Below are 16,781 nucleotides of genomic sequence, written 5' to 3' on the forward strand. Positions count from 1 at the left end.
GGCACATTGCTTACCCGGGCGATTAGTTCGCTAAACTACCCGCTGTCCCCGACCACCGAACTTCCGGAGTACCTATGAGCGAGATTCCAGGCGATCTCAAATTCCTCAAATCCCACGAGTGGGCACGCGCCGAAGGCGATGGCCGCGTCACTGTCGGCATTTCCGATCATGCCCAGGGGCTGCTGGGTGACCTGGTCTACGTCGAGCTGCCGAACGTCGGCGACCGCATCCAGGCCGGCAACGCCAGCGCGGTAGTCGAGTCGGTCAAGGCCGCATCGGACGTCTACAGCCCGGTCACCGGCAAGATTGTCGAGGTCAACGAGGCATTGGCCGACAAGCCCGAAACCATCAATGAAGACGCCTACGGCGAAGGCTGGCTGTTCGTCATCGAGATGGAGGATGCGGCTGAACTCAACGCGCTGCTGGGTCCGGACGAGTATGCCGACCAGCTGGATTCGGAAGAACACTGATTCCGGCTTTCAGCGTGACATCGAAACCGGCTGCCTGGCAGCCGGTTTTTTTTTTAGCCGGGCGCCGGTGCCTCATCCGGCTGCACGGACCGCGCTGACCGCGGCCGTGATGATGATGTCGAAGGACCACCTGCATACGTTGCCTGATGAGCAAGGCGGGTGCGCCTGACGTGTTGTTCGGCCGGTGCCTGTGGTCCATCGACGACGCATCGAAAGTCAAAAAAGTTTGCGCAAATCGTCCCGTATCGGACAACCAAGAGCGCAAAAGCCAACGCCGCCAGCAAAAATTTTTAGCCTGCGTTTAGGTCGGGCCGGTGGCGATTGCAGCGCCACGCCCCTTGCCGGCCACACTGCATCGATCATCGCCGTCCGGGCATGACGTTTTAAAAAACACCTTGTTTTCCGCTATCAAATTTCCAAGCGTTGCATGCGACGGTTTGCCGACGGATGCAACGACGGCGACACCGCCGGTCGATGGGTCGCCCATGCGCGTGACCGGCCGTCGACAAACGGCACAATTTTTTTTGCAAAACAGTTGACATGCCGAAAAAGCGTGATTAGGTTTCGCGCAGCAGAGTGTTTCTGCGAATACAGGTGCGTTCGATCAACACGACAGAGCGAGAGACAAAGTGGACCCACGTCCAAGCCGGCGACTCGGCGGACGCAGGCAAGGCTTCCCTCAAAAATCGTGTGCACCGCAATATCACCGACACCCGTGCCGCTGGTTGGCACGGGTGTTCTTGTATGGGTAGGGGACCTCGTTCGACGATGGATGGTCTCCAAGGAATCCGCCTAAGCGCGCATGTCGCGTCGGCGGCAGCTGGCGGGCCGGAGGCCCGCGGCGCTTTTGCAACTGGGCCTGCCTGCGGGCAGTAGTGCTTCAACGGATGTCTCTATCCACAGTCAACAGACGAGGAACCATCACATGGCAATGAAAAAAGCCGCCAAGAAAAAACCGGCCAAGAAAGCCACCAAGAAAGCTGCCAAGAAGGCAGTAGCCAAGAAGACCGCGAAGAAGGCAGCCAAGAAGGTCGCCAAGAAGAAAGTAGCCAAGAAGGTCGCGAAGAAGGCAACCCGCAAGGTCGCCAAGAAAGCCACCAAGAAGGTCGCCAAGAAGCGCGTAGCCAAGGCCGCCAAGAAGAAGGTTGCCAAGAAAGTCGCCAAGAAGGCCACCAAGAAGGTCGCCAAGAAGCGCGTAGCCAAGGCCGCCAAGAAGAAGGTCGCCAAGAAAGTTGCCAAGAAAGCAGCCAAAAAGGTCGCCAAGAAGCGCGTAGCCAAGGTTGCCAAGAAGAAAGTTGCCAAGAAGGTAGCCAAGAAAGCCGTCAAGAAGGCCGCGAAGAAGGCCGTCGCCAAGAAGGCTGGCAAGAAAGCAGCGAAGAAGGCCGTCCGCAAGGTCGCACGCAGGAAGAAAGCGGCCCCGGTCGCGCTGCCGGCAACCCCGGCTCCGCTGATCTAAGCAAACCCCGATTAGCCGTAAACCATCAGACTCCTTCCCGTGCCCAGCGGGAAGGAGTTTTTTTTTTGCGCCGGCTGGTGAGCGTCGGCAACCGGCCGCGAGTCACCAGCTGCTATCCTCTGCCACCTTCAGGCGGCGCCCGGTGGCGCCATCTCGCACGGTGGAGAGCCAAGCATGAAACTCATCAAGTGGGCGCTGGCCCTTGCAGTGTTGCTGGGGGTAGTGATCACAGGCGGCAGCCTGTTGCTGCCGGCCAGTAGCCACGTCGAGCGTTCCGTCATCATCCATCGGTCACCGGCGCAGGTATTCGCGGTGCTCAACTCGTTCGAACAGTTCAACCAGTGGTCGCCATGGGCGGCGCTGGACCCGCAGGCGACCTACCGCTATGCCGGTCCGAGCTCCGGCAAGGGTGCGACGATGAGCTGGAGCGGCACTCCAGCCATCGGCAATGGACGCCAGGAGATCCTGGAAAGCATCCACGATCGCAAGGTGACGGTGGCGCTGGATTTCGAAGGCAACCGTGCCCGCTCGACCTATACCCTGACTCCGCTGGCCGAAGGTACCCGGGTGACCTGGGCATTCGACAGCGACCATGGCTTCAATCCGATGGCACGCTGGTTCGGCCTGCTGTTCGAGCGCATGCTCGGTCCTGATTTCGAGAATGGCCTGCAACGGCTGAAGGCATTGCTGGAGTCTGCCGGGCCTGCGGCGGCTGCCGCATCCAGCGCCGAGTCGCGGTGATCACGCAGGCCGGACAGCGCCCGTCGCAGGCAAAAAAATCCCGCGGGTGATGCCGCGGGATTTTTTGTTCAAGCCGTGGCCAGCCGTTATCAATCCGGTGAAGCGGTGGCTTTGCTGCCGGCACTGCCGGCGGGTTCGCCGGGGTCCTGCTGACTGTCGGCCATCAACAGATCGCTGTCGTCCAGCGAAACGTCGAGCCAATCGCCGGCGGGTACTTCCAGGGCGCGGTCAAGCATGGCCGGCAGCAGTCCGGACGGCACGCTGCTTTCGCCATTCCAGAGTACGGCAATGCCCAGGTCACGCTCCGGCACCAACGCGATCAGGCCGCGATAGCCCTGCACGGCGCCGGCATGGAACACCACTTGATGACCGGCGTAGTCGAACACGCGCCAGCCGATCGCATAACTGGCGGCATCGACCCGTTGCCGGCGCCAGCCGGAACGCATCTGGTCAGGGGTGGAAATGATCGGCGCGTGCAGGGTCGCCAGCAGCGGTGCCGGCAATACGTCCGGCCGGTGCCCGGTCTGTGCGGCCAGCCACTGCGCCATGTCGCTGATGCTGGCATTGACGCCGGCGGCCGGCGCCAACCGATAGTAGGTCGGCTTGGGTGCAATCGATACCCAGCCATTGCGGCTGCGCACATGCGGCCGCGCCCAGCTCGGGCTGGATTCAATCCCGGCCAGGCCCATGCTGGCATCGTTCATGCCGAGCGGCTTGAAGATGCGGCGATCAACGGCCTGCTCGTAGAAACCGCCAGTGGCCGCGAACACCATGTCGCCGACCAGGCTGAAAGCCACGTTCTGGTAGGCGTAGCATTGGCCGGGCTGGCAGCTCAACGGGGCCGACGCCAGGCGATGGGCGACGGTGTAGTACTCGGCATTGCCTTCGATGTCGCGGTCAAACGCGTTGTGCGATTTCAGACCGACCCTGTGGCTGAGCAGATCCGCGACGGTGACCTTGCGTGTCGCGGCCGGATCGCTGAGCTGGAAATCGGGAACGTAATCGCCGACCTTGCTGTCCCAGCGCAGTGAGCCATCCTGCACCAGCAGGCCGGTCAAGGTGCCGGCAAAGGCTTTTGACAACGAAGCCAGCCGGAACACGGTGTGGGCGTTGACCGGTTGCGGCGAGGACACATCGGTGACGCCGTAACCCTTGGCACTGAGCACGCGGCCGTTCTGGACCACCGCCACGGCCAGGCCGGGCACGCGCTGACCGATGGTCATCTGCTCGGCGGCGCGTTCGAAGGCGCTGACGTCGAACGTTGCCGGCAACGGCAGGCTGCCCGGCATCGGCGCGGTGGAGACGGCGGCTGGCGCCGGCGTGCTGGTCCTGGCCGGCAGCGGCTGCGCCGCCGGCGCGGTGTTGCGGGCCAATGGCAGCGGCGTCTGCGCGGTGGATGCCAGCGTCAGCGGAACCAGCAGGCCCAGCAGGCCCCAGCGCATGGAACGGATCGGTCGCCGTTTCAGCATCTCTTTCATCGTCGTTAATGCCTGCGTAAGCTGTGCCTCAGGCGATGATAACGTCGCTTTTCGCCATAGCACAAATAGGGAGAGGTTCGATGTCCATGTGGTTCATCTTGTTGATGATTATCGGGTTGGTCGTCGTCGTCGTGCTGTGGGGCGTGGGCGTCTATAACGGCTTGATTACAGCGAGGAATCAGTTCAAGAACGCGTTCGCGCAGATTGATGTCCAGCTGCAACGCCGCTTCGATCTGATCCCCAATCTGGTCGAGACCGCCAAGGCTTACATGAACCACGAGCGCGAAACCCTCGAAGCCGTGGTCGCGGCGCGCTCGGCGGCACAGGCCGGCCTGGCCGCAGCCAAAGCCAATCCTGGCGACCCCCAGGCGATGGCGCAACTGGCGGCGGCGCAGGGCCAGCTGAATACGGGTCTGGGGCGCCTGTTGGCGGTGGCCGAGGCGTATCCGGAGCTCAAGGCCAACCAGAACATGATGCAGTTGAACGAAGAGCTGACCAGCACTGAAAACAAGGTCGCCTTCGCCCGCCAGGCCTACAACGATGCGGTAATGGCCTACAACATCCGCCGCGAGACATTCCCCGCCAGCGCCATCGCCGGGCATTTCCAGTTCGCGCCGGCCGCGTTGCTGGATATCCCGGACGACAAGCCGCAGGTGCGCGAAGCGCCGAAGGTGCAGTTCTGATGCCGGCGCCGTTCGCGCCGCGGTTGCCGCAGTGAGAGGCCGGCTTCGATGAATTTCTTCGAACACCAGGCCGCCGCGCGACGCGGTTCAGTGCGGATGCTGGTGCTGTTCGCGCTGGCCGTGGTCGGCATCGTGGTCGCGGTCGATATTGCCGCGGCGGTGCTGCTGGCGGGCACCGGCCGACCACTGGCCGGTGGCCTGGCGGTCGCCACGCTGGCAACGCTGGCAGTGATCGGGCTGGGCAGTCTGTATCGCATCGCCAGCCTGCGCGCGGGCGGCGACGCGGTGGCATTGCAACTGGGCGCGACCCCGGTGGCGGAGGACACCCGCGAGCCGTCGCTGCGCAGGCTGCGCAACGTGGTCGAGGAGATTGCCATCGCCTCCGGGGTACCGGTGCCGCGCCTGTACGTACTGGAGCAGGAAGCGGGCATCAATGCGTTCGCCGCCGGCTATTCGACCGCCGATGCGGTGGTGGCGGTGACCCGCGGTGCGCTGGACCGGCTCAATCGCGATGAACTGCAGGGGGTGATCGCGCATGAGTTCAGCCATGTCCTCAACGGCGACATGCGATTGAACCTGCGCCTGATCGGATTGCTGTTCGGGATCATGATGCTGAGCATCATCGGCCAGCGCATCCTGCTGTACGGCCGCTTTGGTCGCAGCCGCGACGGAATGCCCGTGCTGGTGGTGGCGTTGGTGGCGATGCTGGTCGGTGCCATCGGCCTGTTCTTCGGCCGCATGATCAAGGCCGGCGTCAGCCGCCAACGCGAACTGCTGGCCGATGCCTCGGCGGTGCAGTTCACCCGCCAGACCAGCGGGCTGGTCGGAGCACTGAAGAAAATTGGCGGCCTGGAAGCGGGCTCGCAGTTGAGCGACAAGGGCAAGGCCGAAGAGGTCAGCCACATGCTGTTTGGCGAGGGCGCGCATTTCTCGCGCTGGTTCGCCACCCATCCGCCCCTGGCCGAACGGATCCGCCGGCTGGACCCGCTGTTTGATCCACGGCAACTCGAAGCACTGTCGCGGCGCTGGGCCGTCAACCCACCCGATGGCATGCAGGAAGACCTGGCGATGGGCCTGGTGGCGGCATCGCCAGCGCCGTTGCCGGCGGCGACCACGCAGCTGACGGTGACACCGCCGATGGTCGCCTTGCAGGTGGCAACGCCTGCGGCCGACGATTACCAGCGTGCACACGAGTTGGCTCTGAGCCTGGACCCGGAACTGCGCGAACTGGCCAACCAGCGCGATCAGGCGATGCCGCTGCTGCTGGCCTTGTTGCTGGACGATGCAACGGCCATCGCCGCCAGGCAGCGGATCGAAATCACCTCGCGGCTGGGCCAGTCGATGGCCGATCAGGCCGTGCAGCTGAAGTCCGGGCCGTTGCATTCACTGCATCCGATGCTGCGGCTGCCGCTGGCCAGCCTGGTGTTTCCGGTGCTGCGATTGCGCCCGCGTCCGCAGCTGCAGGAATTCATCGATACGGTGGAGGCGATCGTGCACGCGGACGGACAGGTGTCGCTGTTCGAATACTGCCTGGCGCGGCTGCTGCAGGTGCAGCTGCGCGAATCGCTGGATCCGGGCCGGCATACGCGCTTTGGCCGGCGCAAGCCGGGCAGTGTGCGCCAGGAATTCGCGACCTTGCTGGCAGTGGTGGCGCAGGCCGGCAGCGACGACCCGGCGCAGGCCCAGCGCGCCTACCTGATGGGCATGCAACGGGTGCTGCCGCGCGACCATCTCCCTTACGCACCGCCAGCACAGGGCGTGCAGGCGCTGGACGCGGTATGGCAGCCATTGGACATGCTGGACCCGCTGGCCAAGCAGGTGCTGGTGGAGGCGATCACCGACGCGATTTCACATGACGGCCGGGTCACCGTCGCCGAATCGGAACTGCTGCGGACCCTGTGCGGCGTGTTGCACTGTCCGCTGCCGGCGATGCTCGAACGGCGCTGATCCGGCAGGACTGGTGATGTTGCAGCGCATCGGATACCGTGCGCGAAAGCTGGCGCTTGGCGCCGTTGACCTCTCTTATCCGATTGCCCTGTTGCCATGACTGCCGCGACCGCCACACGCTGGGGACGATTCCGCACCAACTTCAGCGAGTCACCACCGCTGGCGTGGGCATTCGTGTATTTTTTCTGCCTGCTCAGCGGCTACTACGTGCTGCGGCCGGTACGCGAGGCGATGGGTGCTTCGTCCGACATCCAGGCGGTGTTCCCGCTGGCGATGATCGACTTCTTCGCGGCCCATGATCTGGACCTGCGTGATTTTGCCTTGCAGGTGTTGTTCACCTGTACGTTCCTGATCATGCTGCTGCTGCAGCCGGTCTACGGCTGGCTGGTCAGCCGTTACCCGCGACGGGTGTTCCTGCCGGTGGTGTACGGGTTCTTCATCGTTACCCTGCTGGGCTTCTACCTGATGTTCCATGCCGGGATACCGGGCCGTGGGATGGCGTTCTTCCTGTGGGTGACGGTATTCAACCTGTTCGCGGTGGCGGTGTTCTGGAGTTTCATGGCCGATGTATTCAGCAACGAGGAAGCGCGCCGCTTGTATGGCTACATCGGCGCTGCCGGCACCATGGGCGCGTTCCTCGGGCCGATCCTGACCCGCAGCCTGGTGGAACGGATCGGGATCGCCAACCTGATGCTGGTGTCGGCCGGTTTCCTGTCGGTCTGCATCCTCTGCCTGCTGCGCCTGCGGCGCTGGGCGGTGCAGCGTGAGCAGGCGCGAGGCCGTAGCAACGGCGAATTGCCGATGGGCGGCAGCATCATGGCCGGCCTGACCCTGGTCGCGCGCGAACCGCTGCTGCGCTGGATGGCGGTGATGGTGGTGTTCGGGGTCGGCATCGGCACGTTGCTGTACAACGAACAGGCCGCCATCGTGCGCCGGTTCTATACCGATGCCGCTGCCAGCACCAGCTACTACGCGACCATCGATCTGGCGGTCAACAGCTTGACCCTGCTGATCCAGTTGTCGCTGACCCGGCTGCTGCTGTCACGCTATGGCATTGCCCCGGCGTTGCTGGTGCCGGCGTTTGCGATAATCCTTGGCTTCTCGGCGCTGGCCGCGTCACCGCTGCCGCTGATGGTGGCGATAGTGCAGGTGATCACCCGCGCCAGTGAGTTTTCGCTGGCCAAGCCGGCGCGCGAAACCATCTATACGCGGGTGCAGCGCGAGTGGCGCTACAAGGCCGGCGCGGCGATCGATACCGTCATCTATCGCGGGGCCGATCTGAGTTTCGTCTGGTTGCACAAGCTGCTGTCCAGCTTCGGTTCGCAGCTGGTGTTTGTTGGGGGGCTTGCGGCTGCCTGCGGCATGACCGTCGGTGCGTGGCGATTGCTGCGCGAGGAAGCCAAGCTGCCGCGCGAGCGGACCACCGGCGCACCGCAGGACGCCGGATAGGCGACTGCTTGTCGACGGTGATGACCGGACGCCACAATGCAGCACGCCGCCGCCGGCCTGGCGCACCCAACCAAGGAGTGAACAATCATGATGATGACGATCGCGGTGCTACTGATTCTGCTGGTGGCTGTGCTGCACCTGTATTTCCTGGTCCTGGAAATGTTCCTGTGGACCCGCCCGATCGGCTTGAAGACCTTCCGCAATACGCTCGAAAAAGCTGAGACCACTCGAGTGCTGGCTGCCAATCAGGGCCTGTACAACGGCTTCCTTGCCGCCGGGCTGCTGTGGGCGCTGCAGACCCAGCAATGGAACGTGGTGCTGTTCTTCCTGGGCTGCGTCATCGTTGCCGCCGGCTACGGCGCATGGAGCGTCAGCCGGCGCATCCTGTACGTGCAGGGTGTGCCAGCGATTGCGGCGATGCTGGCCGTGCTGCTGGCCTCCTGACCCACCGGCAGGCCACGGTGCCGGGCCTGCGAGGTCAGTGCCGCGGCGACACCCACATCGAAATCACCGCGCTGAAGACCACTTCGCCAGCGGTATTGCTGATCTGCACATGGACCGGCAGCGGATAGCCGCTGTCGGCGGCATGGGCGACGAACTCCGGTGAGGCGGTGGCATGCATGTCGCCGACGGCTTTCTTCAGGTACTCGACCTGCATCCCGCGCGGTATCCAGCGCATTCCCGGCGGCATGCTGGCGTCGGTGGTCAGTCCGCCAATGAACTCGGCCAGGTTGCACAGGGCAATGGCGTGAACCGTTCCCAGATGATTGCTGACCGCACGCCGGTGACGGATGCGCGCCTGTCCGCGCTGTGGTGCCAGCTCGATGATGCGCGGGGCGATGCTGCGGAAATACGGAGCTTTCCAGCACACCAGTTGCGAGAACAGCCAGCGGCCGGGGGCCGAGCCGCCCAGCTTCTGATAGAGGGAGAGAACCGATTGGCTCATGGCGATTCCGCGTTTGCTGATGGCAGGAACGACAACGGCGGGTCAGCCCGCCGTTGTCTGGACAAACCGGGGCGGTCAGGCCGCGGCGCGTGAATCACCGCGTTGCGCGGCTGGCAGATCGTAGTAACTGGCGGCACGCAGTTCGTGCGGATCGAAGTCGTCGACGGTGATGGTTTCCAGGGTCAACTCGCGCAGCTCTTCCAGTTGCACGCGTTCTTCCTGGGTGATCCAGCCCTCGCGCACGCCTTCGTCCAGCTGCGAAGCGAAATCCAGGGCCTCGATGTCGCTGTTCTTCAGCGCCTTCAGGAACTTGCGCTCGACCGGCTCGGCCAGGATGGCCTTGGCCAGGTAACTGTTGATGCGGCCACCTGGATTGTTTTCGCAAGGGGTCATGAAGACGCCGCTGGCCAGCCGCTCGCGGGCTTCGTTCGGTGCCATCAGCAGCGCAGCGACGCGATGGCTCAGGCGATCGCCCGGTGCGACCGCACGCCGGCCCCACGGGAAGATCAAAGCCCACATCAACCAGCCGACCGGACGGATCGGGAAGTTGCGCAGCGCCGACGACAACGCCAGTTCAATCTTGTGCACGCTGTCGTGGAAGGCCCAGGCCAGCAGCGGCTGGTCAGCGACCGGCGCGCCTTCGTCGTGGTAACGCTTGATCATCGCGCTGGTCATGTAGATGTGGCTCAGCACATCGCCGAGACGGCCGGACAACGATTCCTTGAACTTGAGCTTGCCACCCAGCATCAGCAGCGAGACGTCGGACATCAGCGCCAGGTTGGCCGAATAGCGATCCAGCTTGCGGAAATAGCGGCGGGTGTAGTCATCGCCCGGCGCGGCACCGATGCGGGCACCGGTCAGGCCAAACCAGAACGAGCGCACCGCGTTGGAGATGGCAAAGCCGATATGACCGAACAGGTTCTTGTCGAATGCATCCAGGCCGGCCTGGTGATCCGGATCCTGTGCCGCTTTCATTTCCTGCATCACCCAGGGATGGCACAGGATCACGCCCTGGCCGAAGATCAGCAGGCTGCGGGTCATGATGTTGGCACCTTCGACGGTGATGCCAATCGGCGCGGCCTGCCAGCCGCGGCCTGCAAAATTGCGTGGGCCGAGGATGATGCCCTTGCCGCCGATGACATCCATCACGTCACTGATGACTTCGCGGCCCATGGTGGTGCAGTGGTACTTGGCGATCGCCGAAGGCACCGAGGGCACGTCGCCGCGGTCCACCGCCGCAGCGGTGGCCTGTGCCAGCGCACTGGCGGCGTAGGCCCTGCCGCCGATGCGGGCAAGTGCTTCCTCGACGCCCTCGAAGCGGCCGACCGAAAGGCCGAACTGCTTGCGGATGCGGGCATAGGCACCCGTCACTACCGCACCGGCCTTGGCGCCGCCACTGGCAGTGGAGGGCAGGGTGATCGAACGACCCACCGCCAGGCATTCGTTGAGCATGTTCCAGCCCTTGCCGACCATGTCGACGCCGCCGATCAGCTGGCTCAGCGGGATGAACACTTCCTTGCCGTGGATCGGGCCGTTCTGGAACGGCGAGTTGAGCGGGAAGTGGCGACGACCGATTTCAACGCCTTCGGTATCGCGCGGCAGCAACGCCAGGGTGATGCCGATGTCGCGGGTTTCGCCCAGCAGGCCATCGGGGTCGTACATGCGGAAGGCCAGGCCGATCAGCGATGCCACCGGCGCCAGGGTGATGTAGCGCTTGTCAAAAGTCAGCTTGACGCCCAGCACGTTGGCGCCATTCCACTCGCCTTTGCAGACAATGCCGAAGTCGGGAATCGAGGTCGCATCGGAACCGGCGAACGGACCGGTCAGGCCGAAGCAGGGGACTTCCTCGCCATTGGCCAGGCGCGGCAGGTAATAGTCCTTCTGCTCCTTGGTGCCGTAGTGAGCCAGCAGCTCGCCCGGCCCCAGTGAGTTGGGCACACCGACGGTGGAGCTGACCACACTGGAAACCGATGCGATCTTCTGGATGACCTTGTGGTGAGCCAGCGCGCTGAAGCCCAGGCCACCGTATTCCTTGGCAATGATCATGCCGAAGAACTTGTTCTTCTTGATGAAGTCCCACACGTGCGGCGGCAGATCCGCATACACATGGGTGATTTCCCAGTCATTGGTCATCCGGCACAGTTCTTCGACCGGGCCATCCAGAAACGCCTGTTCCTCCGCGGTCAGGGTCGGCTTGGGATAGTTGAGCAGGGTCTGCCAGTCCGGGTCGCCGGTGAACAGCTGGCCTTCGAAACCGACCGAACCGGTCTCCAGCGCGATGCGCTCGGTCTGCGACAACGGCGGCAACACCTTGCGGAAGAAGGTCAGCAGCGGCGCGGTCAGCAGTGGCTTGCGGATCGCCGGTACCAGCAGCGGCACCGCGATCAACAGAGTGATGATGCCGACCACGATCGTCGCCGCATGGCTGGCGCCAAGCAGCCAGCAGGCGACCAGCGCGGTGAAAGTGATGGCAACCCAGGTGGCCAGCCGCATGCGGTGGTAGGCAGCAAACGCGCCCGCCAGCAGGAAGGCAAGGAAGGGGACAAGAATGCTCATGCGGTTACTCCGGAAGCGGATGCGGGGGTATGGAAAGAAGCAGGTTCATCGGAACCATCGTCGGCCGACCGCAGCTCGGCCAGATATTGCAACACGTGCGCGGTAAACGTGTCGTTGTCTTCGCCGGCCAGCATGTGGCTGGCGTCAGGCAGTTGCAGGTGTCGGGCGTGCGGGACCAGGCGCAGGAACTCGTCCACCGTTTCCGCCGACACCAGGTCGCTGCGACCTCCACTGATCAACAGGACCGGACAGGTCAGCTTGCCGGCGGCTTCGGCGATCAGATCCTGATGCTGCTCGCTGTCGCGCGCCAACTCGTCGATCAGGCGCGGATCCCAATGCCAGCGCCAGCGTCCATCCTGCCCTTGTCGCAACGAGTCACGCAACTGATCCGGCGTGCGTTGCGATTTGCGATGGGGCAGATAGGCGGCGATGGTATCGGCGGCATCCTGCAGCGATTCGAATCCCTGTGGGAACGCGGTCATGAAACCCAGCACGCGCTCGAGCCCGGCCGATTCCCATCGCGGGGTGATATCGACCAGCACCATGGCCCGGAACAGCCCGGGCCAGCGTGCTTCGGCGACCATCCCGAACAGGCCGCCCATCGAAGCGCCAACCAGCACCGGGGCAGTGGATTGTTCGCCGGCGACGATGATCAGATCGTCGGCGAATTGTTCGCCGGTATAGACCAGATCCGGCGGGTTGCGCGCCGAGTCGCCGTGGCCACGAGCGTCATAGCTGATGCCGGCGTGACCGTGACGGGCAAGCGTGTCCGCGGTCCGGACCCAGGCATGCCGGGTCTGGCCGAAGCCGTGGCAATAGACCACCGGCGTGCCGGCGGCATGGGCGTCGCGCGGGGCGGGGGCGAACCGGCTGACTGCCAAAGTGCTTGCATGCGAGCCAGCCACAGTGCCGATCTCGGAGGACGAGCGACTCGGCGACGACAGACCTTGGACGGGGGCGGGATTAACCATACGGACTAGTATGGACCGCGCCCGGAGGCGTCGTCAATCCGCGCCGGCCGTCATCGCGCGCAATCGCAAGCATTTGATTTCACTGATTTTATGCTGCAGCGCAGCAACGTACTCCAACACACCGCGGCGTATGGTTAAATGGCGGCATGCGCACAACTGACTCCGATGCTGGTTCACATGCAGCCGCCGGCCAGCCGGCCGCGTCACGTCCACGCAATTCACGCCTGAGCGCCGACGACTGGGCGCAGGCGGCGCTGGATCTGATTGCCGAACAGGGCGTGGCGGCGGTGGCGGTGGAACCGCTGGCACGACGACTCGGGGTGACCAAAGGCAGCTTCTACTGGCATTTCCCGTCGCGCGATGCGTTGCTGCAGGCAGCCCTTGAGCGCTGGGAAGTCGTGGAACAGGAAAACGTGTTCGGCAGCCTCGAGCAGGTGCCCGATCCAGGTGAGCGCCTGCGCGCGCTGTTCCAGCTGGTTGGCCACGAAGTCACCCCGCACATCATCTATAGCGAGCTGCTGAAGGCACTTGACCATCCGGCGGTGCAACCGGTGATCAACCGCGTCTCGCAGCGCCGGATGGAATACCTGGTGGCCTCGTTCCGCCAGGCCGGCCTCGGCCGGACCGAGGCCCAGCACCGGGCCCGCCTGACCTACGCCGCCTATGTCGGCTTCCTGCAGCTGTCACTGCAACTGCAGCAACCGAAGATGAGCCACGAAGAGTTCGACGCCTATCTGGAGCATGTGATCACGACGTTGATTCCGGCTTGAGGCATGAGATTCTCCACGCTTCATCTGCGTGGCGCTGAATTCGCTGTTGTTGCCGTGATGTAGTTTCAGCAGTGCGACTGCGTTGAGCAGCCGATGGCGCACTGCAGACGGTCTCGGACCTGCGTATCCATGCCCTCTTCTGGTGCACGTAGCAGCCAAGCAGATTCGAGTCGAACGTAATCGCGGTTATCACCCCCCATGTAAAAACAACGTTACCCTCAATGCTGCAGGTGTCATTTGGCACTTGTTCATTTGGGCTGTGCCGGGGGACGGCATGGCTTTTTCGAATTTCATCGAGAGAGGGTGTGACGAATGACTGTTCAACGAACTGGTCGCCTTCGGCTGGCCAAAGGGATCAAACGTACTGCTCTGAGTCTGGCATTGGGGGCCTGCTTCATCGGCGGCGTGCAGGCGCAATCGAACACGGCGGGTGCGGTATTCGGCCGTGCGGAAGCCGGTGACACCGTCACCATCAGCAATCCGGCCAATGGCTTCAGCCGCACCATCACGGTCGGCAGCGATGGCACGTATCGCGTCGCGCAGCTGCCCAACGGCAAGTATCAGATCAGCCGCAATGGCGCTGAAACCCGCGAAGTCAACATCAGCGTGGGCACCTCCGCCAGCGTCAACTTCGTCGACAGCGATGCCAAGACGCTGGAAGCCGTAACGGTGATCGGCACCGTCGTCAATCCGATCGATGTTTCATCCGTTGAATCGACCGTGGTACTGACCGAAGAACAGATTGACCGGATGCCGATCAGTCGCGACACCACCTCGCTGGCCTTGCTGGCGCCGGGTACCACGCTCGGTGACAGCCGCCTGGGCAGCAACCAGAAACAAGGCGGCAAGCTGGCCTCGTTCGGTGGTTCGTCGGTGGCGGAGAACGTGTACTACATCAACGGTTTCAATGTCACCAACCTGATCAATGGCGTGGCATTCAATGAACTGCCGTTCGAGGCCATTTCCGAGACCCAGATCAAGAACGGTGGCTACGGCGCCGAGTTCGGTCGCTCGCTGGGCGGTGTGGTCAATGTCATCGGCAAGCGCGGCAACAACGAGTGGCATTTCGGCGGCAACGCGATCTACACGCCCAACGACATACTGCGCAGCAGCGAAGTCCGTTACGTCAAGGACCCGAATACAGGGGCATGGACGCAGGTCGACAGGCCAAGCTATGACCAGACACTCAAGTACAACGCCTATGCCAGCGGCCCCATCATCAAGGACAAGTTGTTCTTCTACGTGTTGGGCCAGGGCACCGACAACACCGAAAAAGTCTACGGAAATACCCGGCAGACGCAGGACGACTCGGATGCGCCGCAGTACTACGCCAAGGTGGACTGGCGCATCACCGACAATCACCTGTTGGAAGTGACCGCGTTCAGCGACAAGGAAACGGTGAATACCCGCACCTGGGAGTCGCTGGAAGCTTACGGCCGTGGCCGCGGTGACCAGTTGCTGCCGGACGAGTACGAATATGGTGGCGACAACTACATCGGCAAATGGACCGGCTATTTTGGTGACAACCTGACCCTGTCCGCGCTGTACGGCATTGGCAAGTACAACCACACCTCCCAACTGGGTGCCTTCGATTGCCCGTTCGTCCGCGATTACCGTAACTCGCCCAGCACCGACTACGGTTGCTGGACCGCCTCCAGTGGTGACGACCCGCGTTCCAATGAAGAACGCAAAGCCTATCGCTTCGATGCCGAATGGGTCGTCGGCGACCACACCCTGCGCTTCGGCCTGGACAATGAGGAGTACGACTTCCTCGGCGGTACCGTCTACACCGGTTATGACGGGACCACCCGCCAGATCCGTACGTTGGCCGCAGGTGGACAGTTGCTCAATGCCGGTTACGTCAACAACACCGGTGCACCGATTGACTACGTGCAGATGCGCCACTTCGAGAATGGTGGCCAGTTCACCCTGAAGAATTCGGCCTACTACCTCGAAGACTCGTGGCAGATGACCGACAACTTCGTGGCCTACCTGGGCATCCGCAACGAATCGTTCGAGAATCTGAACGCGGCCGGTAACAGCTTCATCAAGGTCGACAATACCTGGGCACCACGTCTGGGCTTTTCATGGGACGTAAACGGCGACTCCACCTTCAAGTTCTTCGGTAACCTGGGTCGCTACTACATCCCGGTGATGGGTAACACCAACATCCGCCTCGCCGGTCAGGAGCTGGACTACACCGACTACTACGTATTCGACGGAACCTTCAGCAATGATCAGTACGAGGAGCCTGGCCGCGGTGCACAGCTGGGCAGCCGCTTCTACGCGTCCAACGGCGACACCCCGGACCCGCGCACGGTGGTCGACCCCAATATCGAGCCGATGTACCAGGATGAACTGATCCTTGGCTTCCAGTACCAGCTGTCGGAGATGTGGGTGGGCGGCCTGCGCGGCGTGTACCGCAAGCTCAATACGGTCATGGATGATTACTGCTCCTATGAGCAGCCGTACCAGTGGGCGGTCGGCAATGGCTACAGTGCTGACGAAGCCGACATCATCGGCACTGCGGTGGCGCACTGCTTCCTGATGAACGTGGGCGAAGATCTGACCATGAATGCCGATCTCGGCAGTGGCGAGCTGACCTCCATCACCATACCGGCCGATGCGCTGGGTATCCCGGAAGCCAAGCGCAACTACAGCGCGCTGGAAGTGTTCTTCGAACGTGTGTGGGACGGAAAATACTGGGTGCAGGGCTCCTACACCTATTCGCGCAGCATCGGTAACACCGAGGGCTACGTGAAGTCGGACATCGGACAGGACGACGCCGGTATCTCGGCCGGCTTCGATTATCCGGTATTGACCGATGGCGGCTACGGCTACCTGCCCAATGATCGCCGGCATGCTTTCAAGTTGTTTGGTGCGTACCAGATCACCGACCAGTGGTCGGTCGGTGGCAACTTCATCGTCCAGGCCGGCCGACCGTTGAACTGCTTCGGCGCGGTGCCGCAGAACGATGACGGTACCTATGGTGATGGCCACTGGCTGGAGCCGGGCTACGATGGCTATGCCTCGTATTGCAATGGAGAACTGGTGCCGCGTGGTTCGCTTGGCAACCTGGAATGGAACAGTACGTTGAGTTTGAACCTGACCTACACGCCGAGTTGGGCGGAAGGCCTGCGCCTTACCGCTAACGTGTTCAATGTCCTCAACGACCGCAGTGTGCTGAGTGTCAACGAACAATGCGAGTTCGGCCTGGGTAGTACCGAAGCCAACTGCTTCCAGCCCAACGCGACCAACAATGCGCGCCGCGCCAGCTTCACCATCGAGTACGACTTCTAAGCTGCAGTGACGGA

13 protein-coding genes are annotated in these 16,781 nt (G+C 63.0%); 9 read left to right on the forward strand and 4 right to left on the reverse strand.

Going from position 1 to position 16,781, the window contains the following annotated elements; all coding sequences use genetic code 11:
• Positions 1-74: 74 nt before the first annotated feature.
• The 3 genes from gcvH to ABB29_RS07875 all read left to right on the forward strand — a co-directional run bounded on the left by gcvH (position 75) and on the right by ABB29_RS07875 (position 2,667).
• Positions 75-470 (forward strand): glycine cleavage system protein GcvH, encoded by a 396-nt coding sequence (gene gcvH, locus ABB29_RS07865; RefSeq protein ID WP_057658064.1) that lies wholly within the window; start codon positions 75-77, stop codon positions 468-470.
• An 802-nt stretch (positions 471-1,272) separates the two neighbouring features.
• Positions 1,273-1,926, forward strand: a complete 654-nt coding sequence (locus ABB29_RS07870) for a hypothetical protein (protein ID WP_211260706.1) — start codon at positions 1,273-1,275, stop codon at positions 1,924-1,926.
• Between the two features lie 174 nt (positions 1,927-2,100).
• Positions 2,101-2,667 (forward strand): SRPBCC family protein, encoded by a 567-nt coding sequence (locus ABB29_RS07875; RefSeq protein ID WP_057658066.1) that lies wholly within the window; start codon positions 2,101-2,103, stop codon positions 2,665-2,667.
• 89 nt (positions 2,668-2,756) lie between these two features.
• On the opposite strand, the gene ABB29_RS07880 is transcribed toward ABB29_RS07875, so the two are convergent.
• Complete coding sequence (locus tag ABB29_RS07880) at positions 2,757-4,145, reverse strand: serine hydrolase (protein WP_057658067.1); 1,389 nt, start codon at positions 4,143-4,145, stop codon at positions 2,757-2,759.
• A gap of 86 nt (positions 4,146-4,231) precedes the next feature.
• Here ABB29_RS07880 and ABB29_RS07885 point away from each other — a divergent pair, with 86 nt between their 5' ends.
• The 4 genes from ABB29_RS07885 to ABB29_RS07900 all read left to right on the forward strand — a co-directional run bounded on the left by ABB29_RS07885 (position 4,232) and on the right by ABB29_RS07900 (position 8,668).
• The gene (locus tag ABB29_RS07885) at positions 4,232-4,828 is read left to right on the forward strand and encodes a LemA family protein (RefSeq protein ID WP_157062568.1); all 597 of its coding nucleotides are present in this window, start codon (positions 4,232-4,234) and stop codon (positions 4,826-4,828) included.
• Positions 4,829-4,876: 48 nt separating this feature from the next.
• Positions 4,877-6,775 (forward strand): M48 family metallopeptidase, encoded by a 1,899-nt coding sequence (locus ABB29_RS07890; RefSeq protein WP_057658069.1) that lies wholly within the window; start codon positions 4,877-4,879, stop codon positions 6,773-6,775.
• A 96-nt stretch (positions 6,776-6,871) separates the two neighbouring features.
• Complete coding sequence (locus ABB29_RS07895; RefSeq protein ID WP_057658070.1) at positions 6,872-8,224, forward strand: NTP/NDP exchange transporter; 1,353 nt, start codon at positions 6,872-6,874, stop codon at positions 8,222-8,224.
• A 90-nt stretch (positions 8,225-8,314) separates the two neighbouring features.
• Complete coding sequence (locus ABB29_RS07900; protein ID WP_057658142.1) at positions 8,315-8,668, forward strand: DUF1304 domain-containing protein; 354 nt, start codon at positions 8,315-8,317, stop codon at positions 8,666-8,668.
• A 34-nt stretch (positions 8,669-8,702) separates the two neighbouring features.
• Here ABB29_RS07900 and ABB29_RS07905 read toward each other — a convergent pair whose 3' ends face one another.
• The 3 genes from ABB29_RS07905 to ABB29_RS07915 form a co-directional block, all read right to left on the reverse strand.
• A complete protein-coding gene (locus ABB29_RS07905; protein ID WP_057658071.1) occupies positions 8,703-9,170 on the reverse strand; it encodes a hotdog fold domain-containing protein in 468 nt (155 codons plus the stop codon).
• A 75-nt stretch (positions 9,171-9,245) separates the two neighbouring features.
• Positions 9,246-11,726, reverse strand: a complete 2,481-nt coding sequence (locus ABB29_RS07910) for an acyl-CoA dehydrogenase (RefSeq protein ID WP_057658072.1) — start codon at positions 11,724-11,726, stop codon at positions 9,246-9,248.
• Positions 11,723-12,697: an alpha/beta fold hydrolase gene (locus ABB29_RS07915; RefSeq protein WP_083487641.1), complete on the reverse strand. Its 975-nt coding sequence runs from the start codon at positions 12,695-12,697 to the stop codon at positions 11,723-11,725. Before ABB29_RS07915 ends, ABB29_RS07910 begins: the two co-directional genes overlap by 4 nt.
• 146 nt (positions 12,698-12,843) lie before the next feature.
• Between ABB29_RS07915 and ABB29_RS07920 the strand changes: the two genes are divergently transcribed.
• Together ABB29_RS07920 and ABB29_RS07925 are read left to right on the forward strand one after the other, a co-directional pair.
• The gene (locus tag ABB29_RS07920) at positions 12,844-13,467 is read left to right on the forward strand and encodes a TetR/AcrR family transcriptional regulator (RefSeq protein WP_057658073.1); all 624 of its coding nucleotides are present in this window, start codon (positions 12,844-12,846) and stop codon (positions 13,465-13,467) included.
• 312 nt (positions 13,468-13,779) lie between these two features.
• Positions 13,780-16,767 (forward strand): TonB-dependent receptor, encoded by a 2,988-nt coding sequence (locus ABB29_RS07925; protein ID WP_083487643.1) that lies wholly within the window; start codon positions 13,780-13,782, stop codon positions 16,765-16,767.
• Positions 16,768-16,781: the final 14 nt, after the last annotated feature.

Origin of the sequence: Pseudoxanthomonas dokdonensis, from assembly GCF_001431405.1 — a bacterium.
In the GTDB taxonomy this organism is placed as follows: domain Bacteria; phylum Pseudomonadota; class Gammaproteobacteria; order Xanthomonadales; family Xanthomonadaceae; genus Pseudoxanthomonas_A; species Pseudoxanthomonas_A dokdonensis.

Coding starts and splice junctions, on each gene's coding strand:
- gcvH (WP_057658064.1), top strand. CDS start 75: ATGAGCGAGATTCCAGGCGATCTCAAATTCCTCAAATCCCACGAGTGG.
- ABB29_RS07870 (WP_211260706.1), top strand. CDS start 1,273: ATGTCGCGTCGGCGGCAGCTGGCGGGCCGGAGGCCCGCGGCGCTTTTG.
- ABB29_RS07875 (WP_057658066.1), top strand. CDS start 2,101: ATGAAACTCATCAAGTGGGCGCTGGCCCTTGCAGTGTTGCTGGGGGTA.
- ABB29_RS07880 (WP_057658067.1), bottom strand. CDS start 4,145: ATGAAAGAGATGCTGAAACGGCGACCGATCCGTTCCATGCGCTGGGGC.
- ABB29_RS07885 (WP_157062568.1), top strand. CDS start 4,232: ATGTGGTTCATCTTGTTGATGATTATCGGGTTGGTCGTCGTCGTCGTG.
- ABB29_RS07890 (WP_057658069.1), top strand. CDS start 4,877: ATGAATTTCTTCGAACACCAGGCCGCCGCGCGACGCGGTTCAGTGCGG.
- ABB29_RS07895 (WP_057658070.1), top strand. CDS start 6,872: ATGACTGCCGCGACCGCCACACGCTGGGGACGATTCCGCACCAACTTC.
- ABB29_RS07900 (WP_057658142.1), top strand. CDS start 8,315: ATGATGACGATCGCGGTGCTACTGATTCTGCTGGTGGCTGTGCTGCAC.
- ABB29_RS07905 (WP_057658071.1), bottom strand. CDS start 9,170: ATGAGCCAATCGGTTCTCTCCCTCTATCAGAAGCTGGGCGGCTCGGCC.
- ABB29_RS07910 (WP_057658072.1), bottom strand. CDS start 11,726: ATGAGCATTCTTGTCCCCTTCCTTGCCTTCCTGCTGGCGGGCGCGTTT.
- ABB29_RS07915 (WP_083487641.1), bottom strand. CDS start 12,697: ATGGTTAATCCCGCCCCCGTCCAAGGTCTGTCGTCGCCGAGTCGCTCG.
- ABB29_RS07920 (WP_057658073.1), top strand. CDS start 12,844: ATGCGCACAACTGACTCCGATGCTGGTTCACATGCAGCCGCCGGCCAG.
- ABB29_RS07925 (WP_083487643.1), top strand. CDS start 13,780: ATGACTGTTCAACGAACTGGTCGCCTTCGGCTGGCCAAAGGGATCAAA.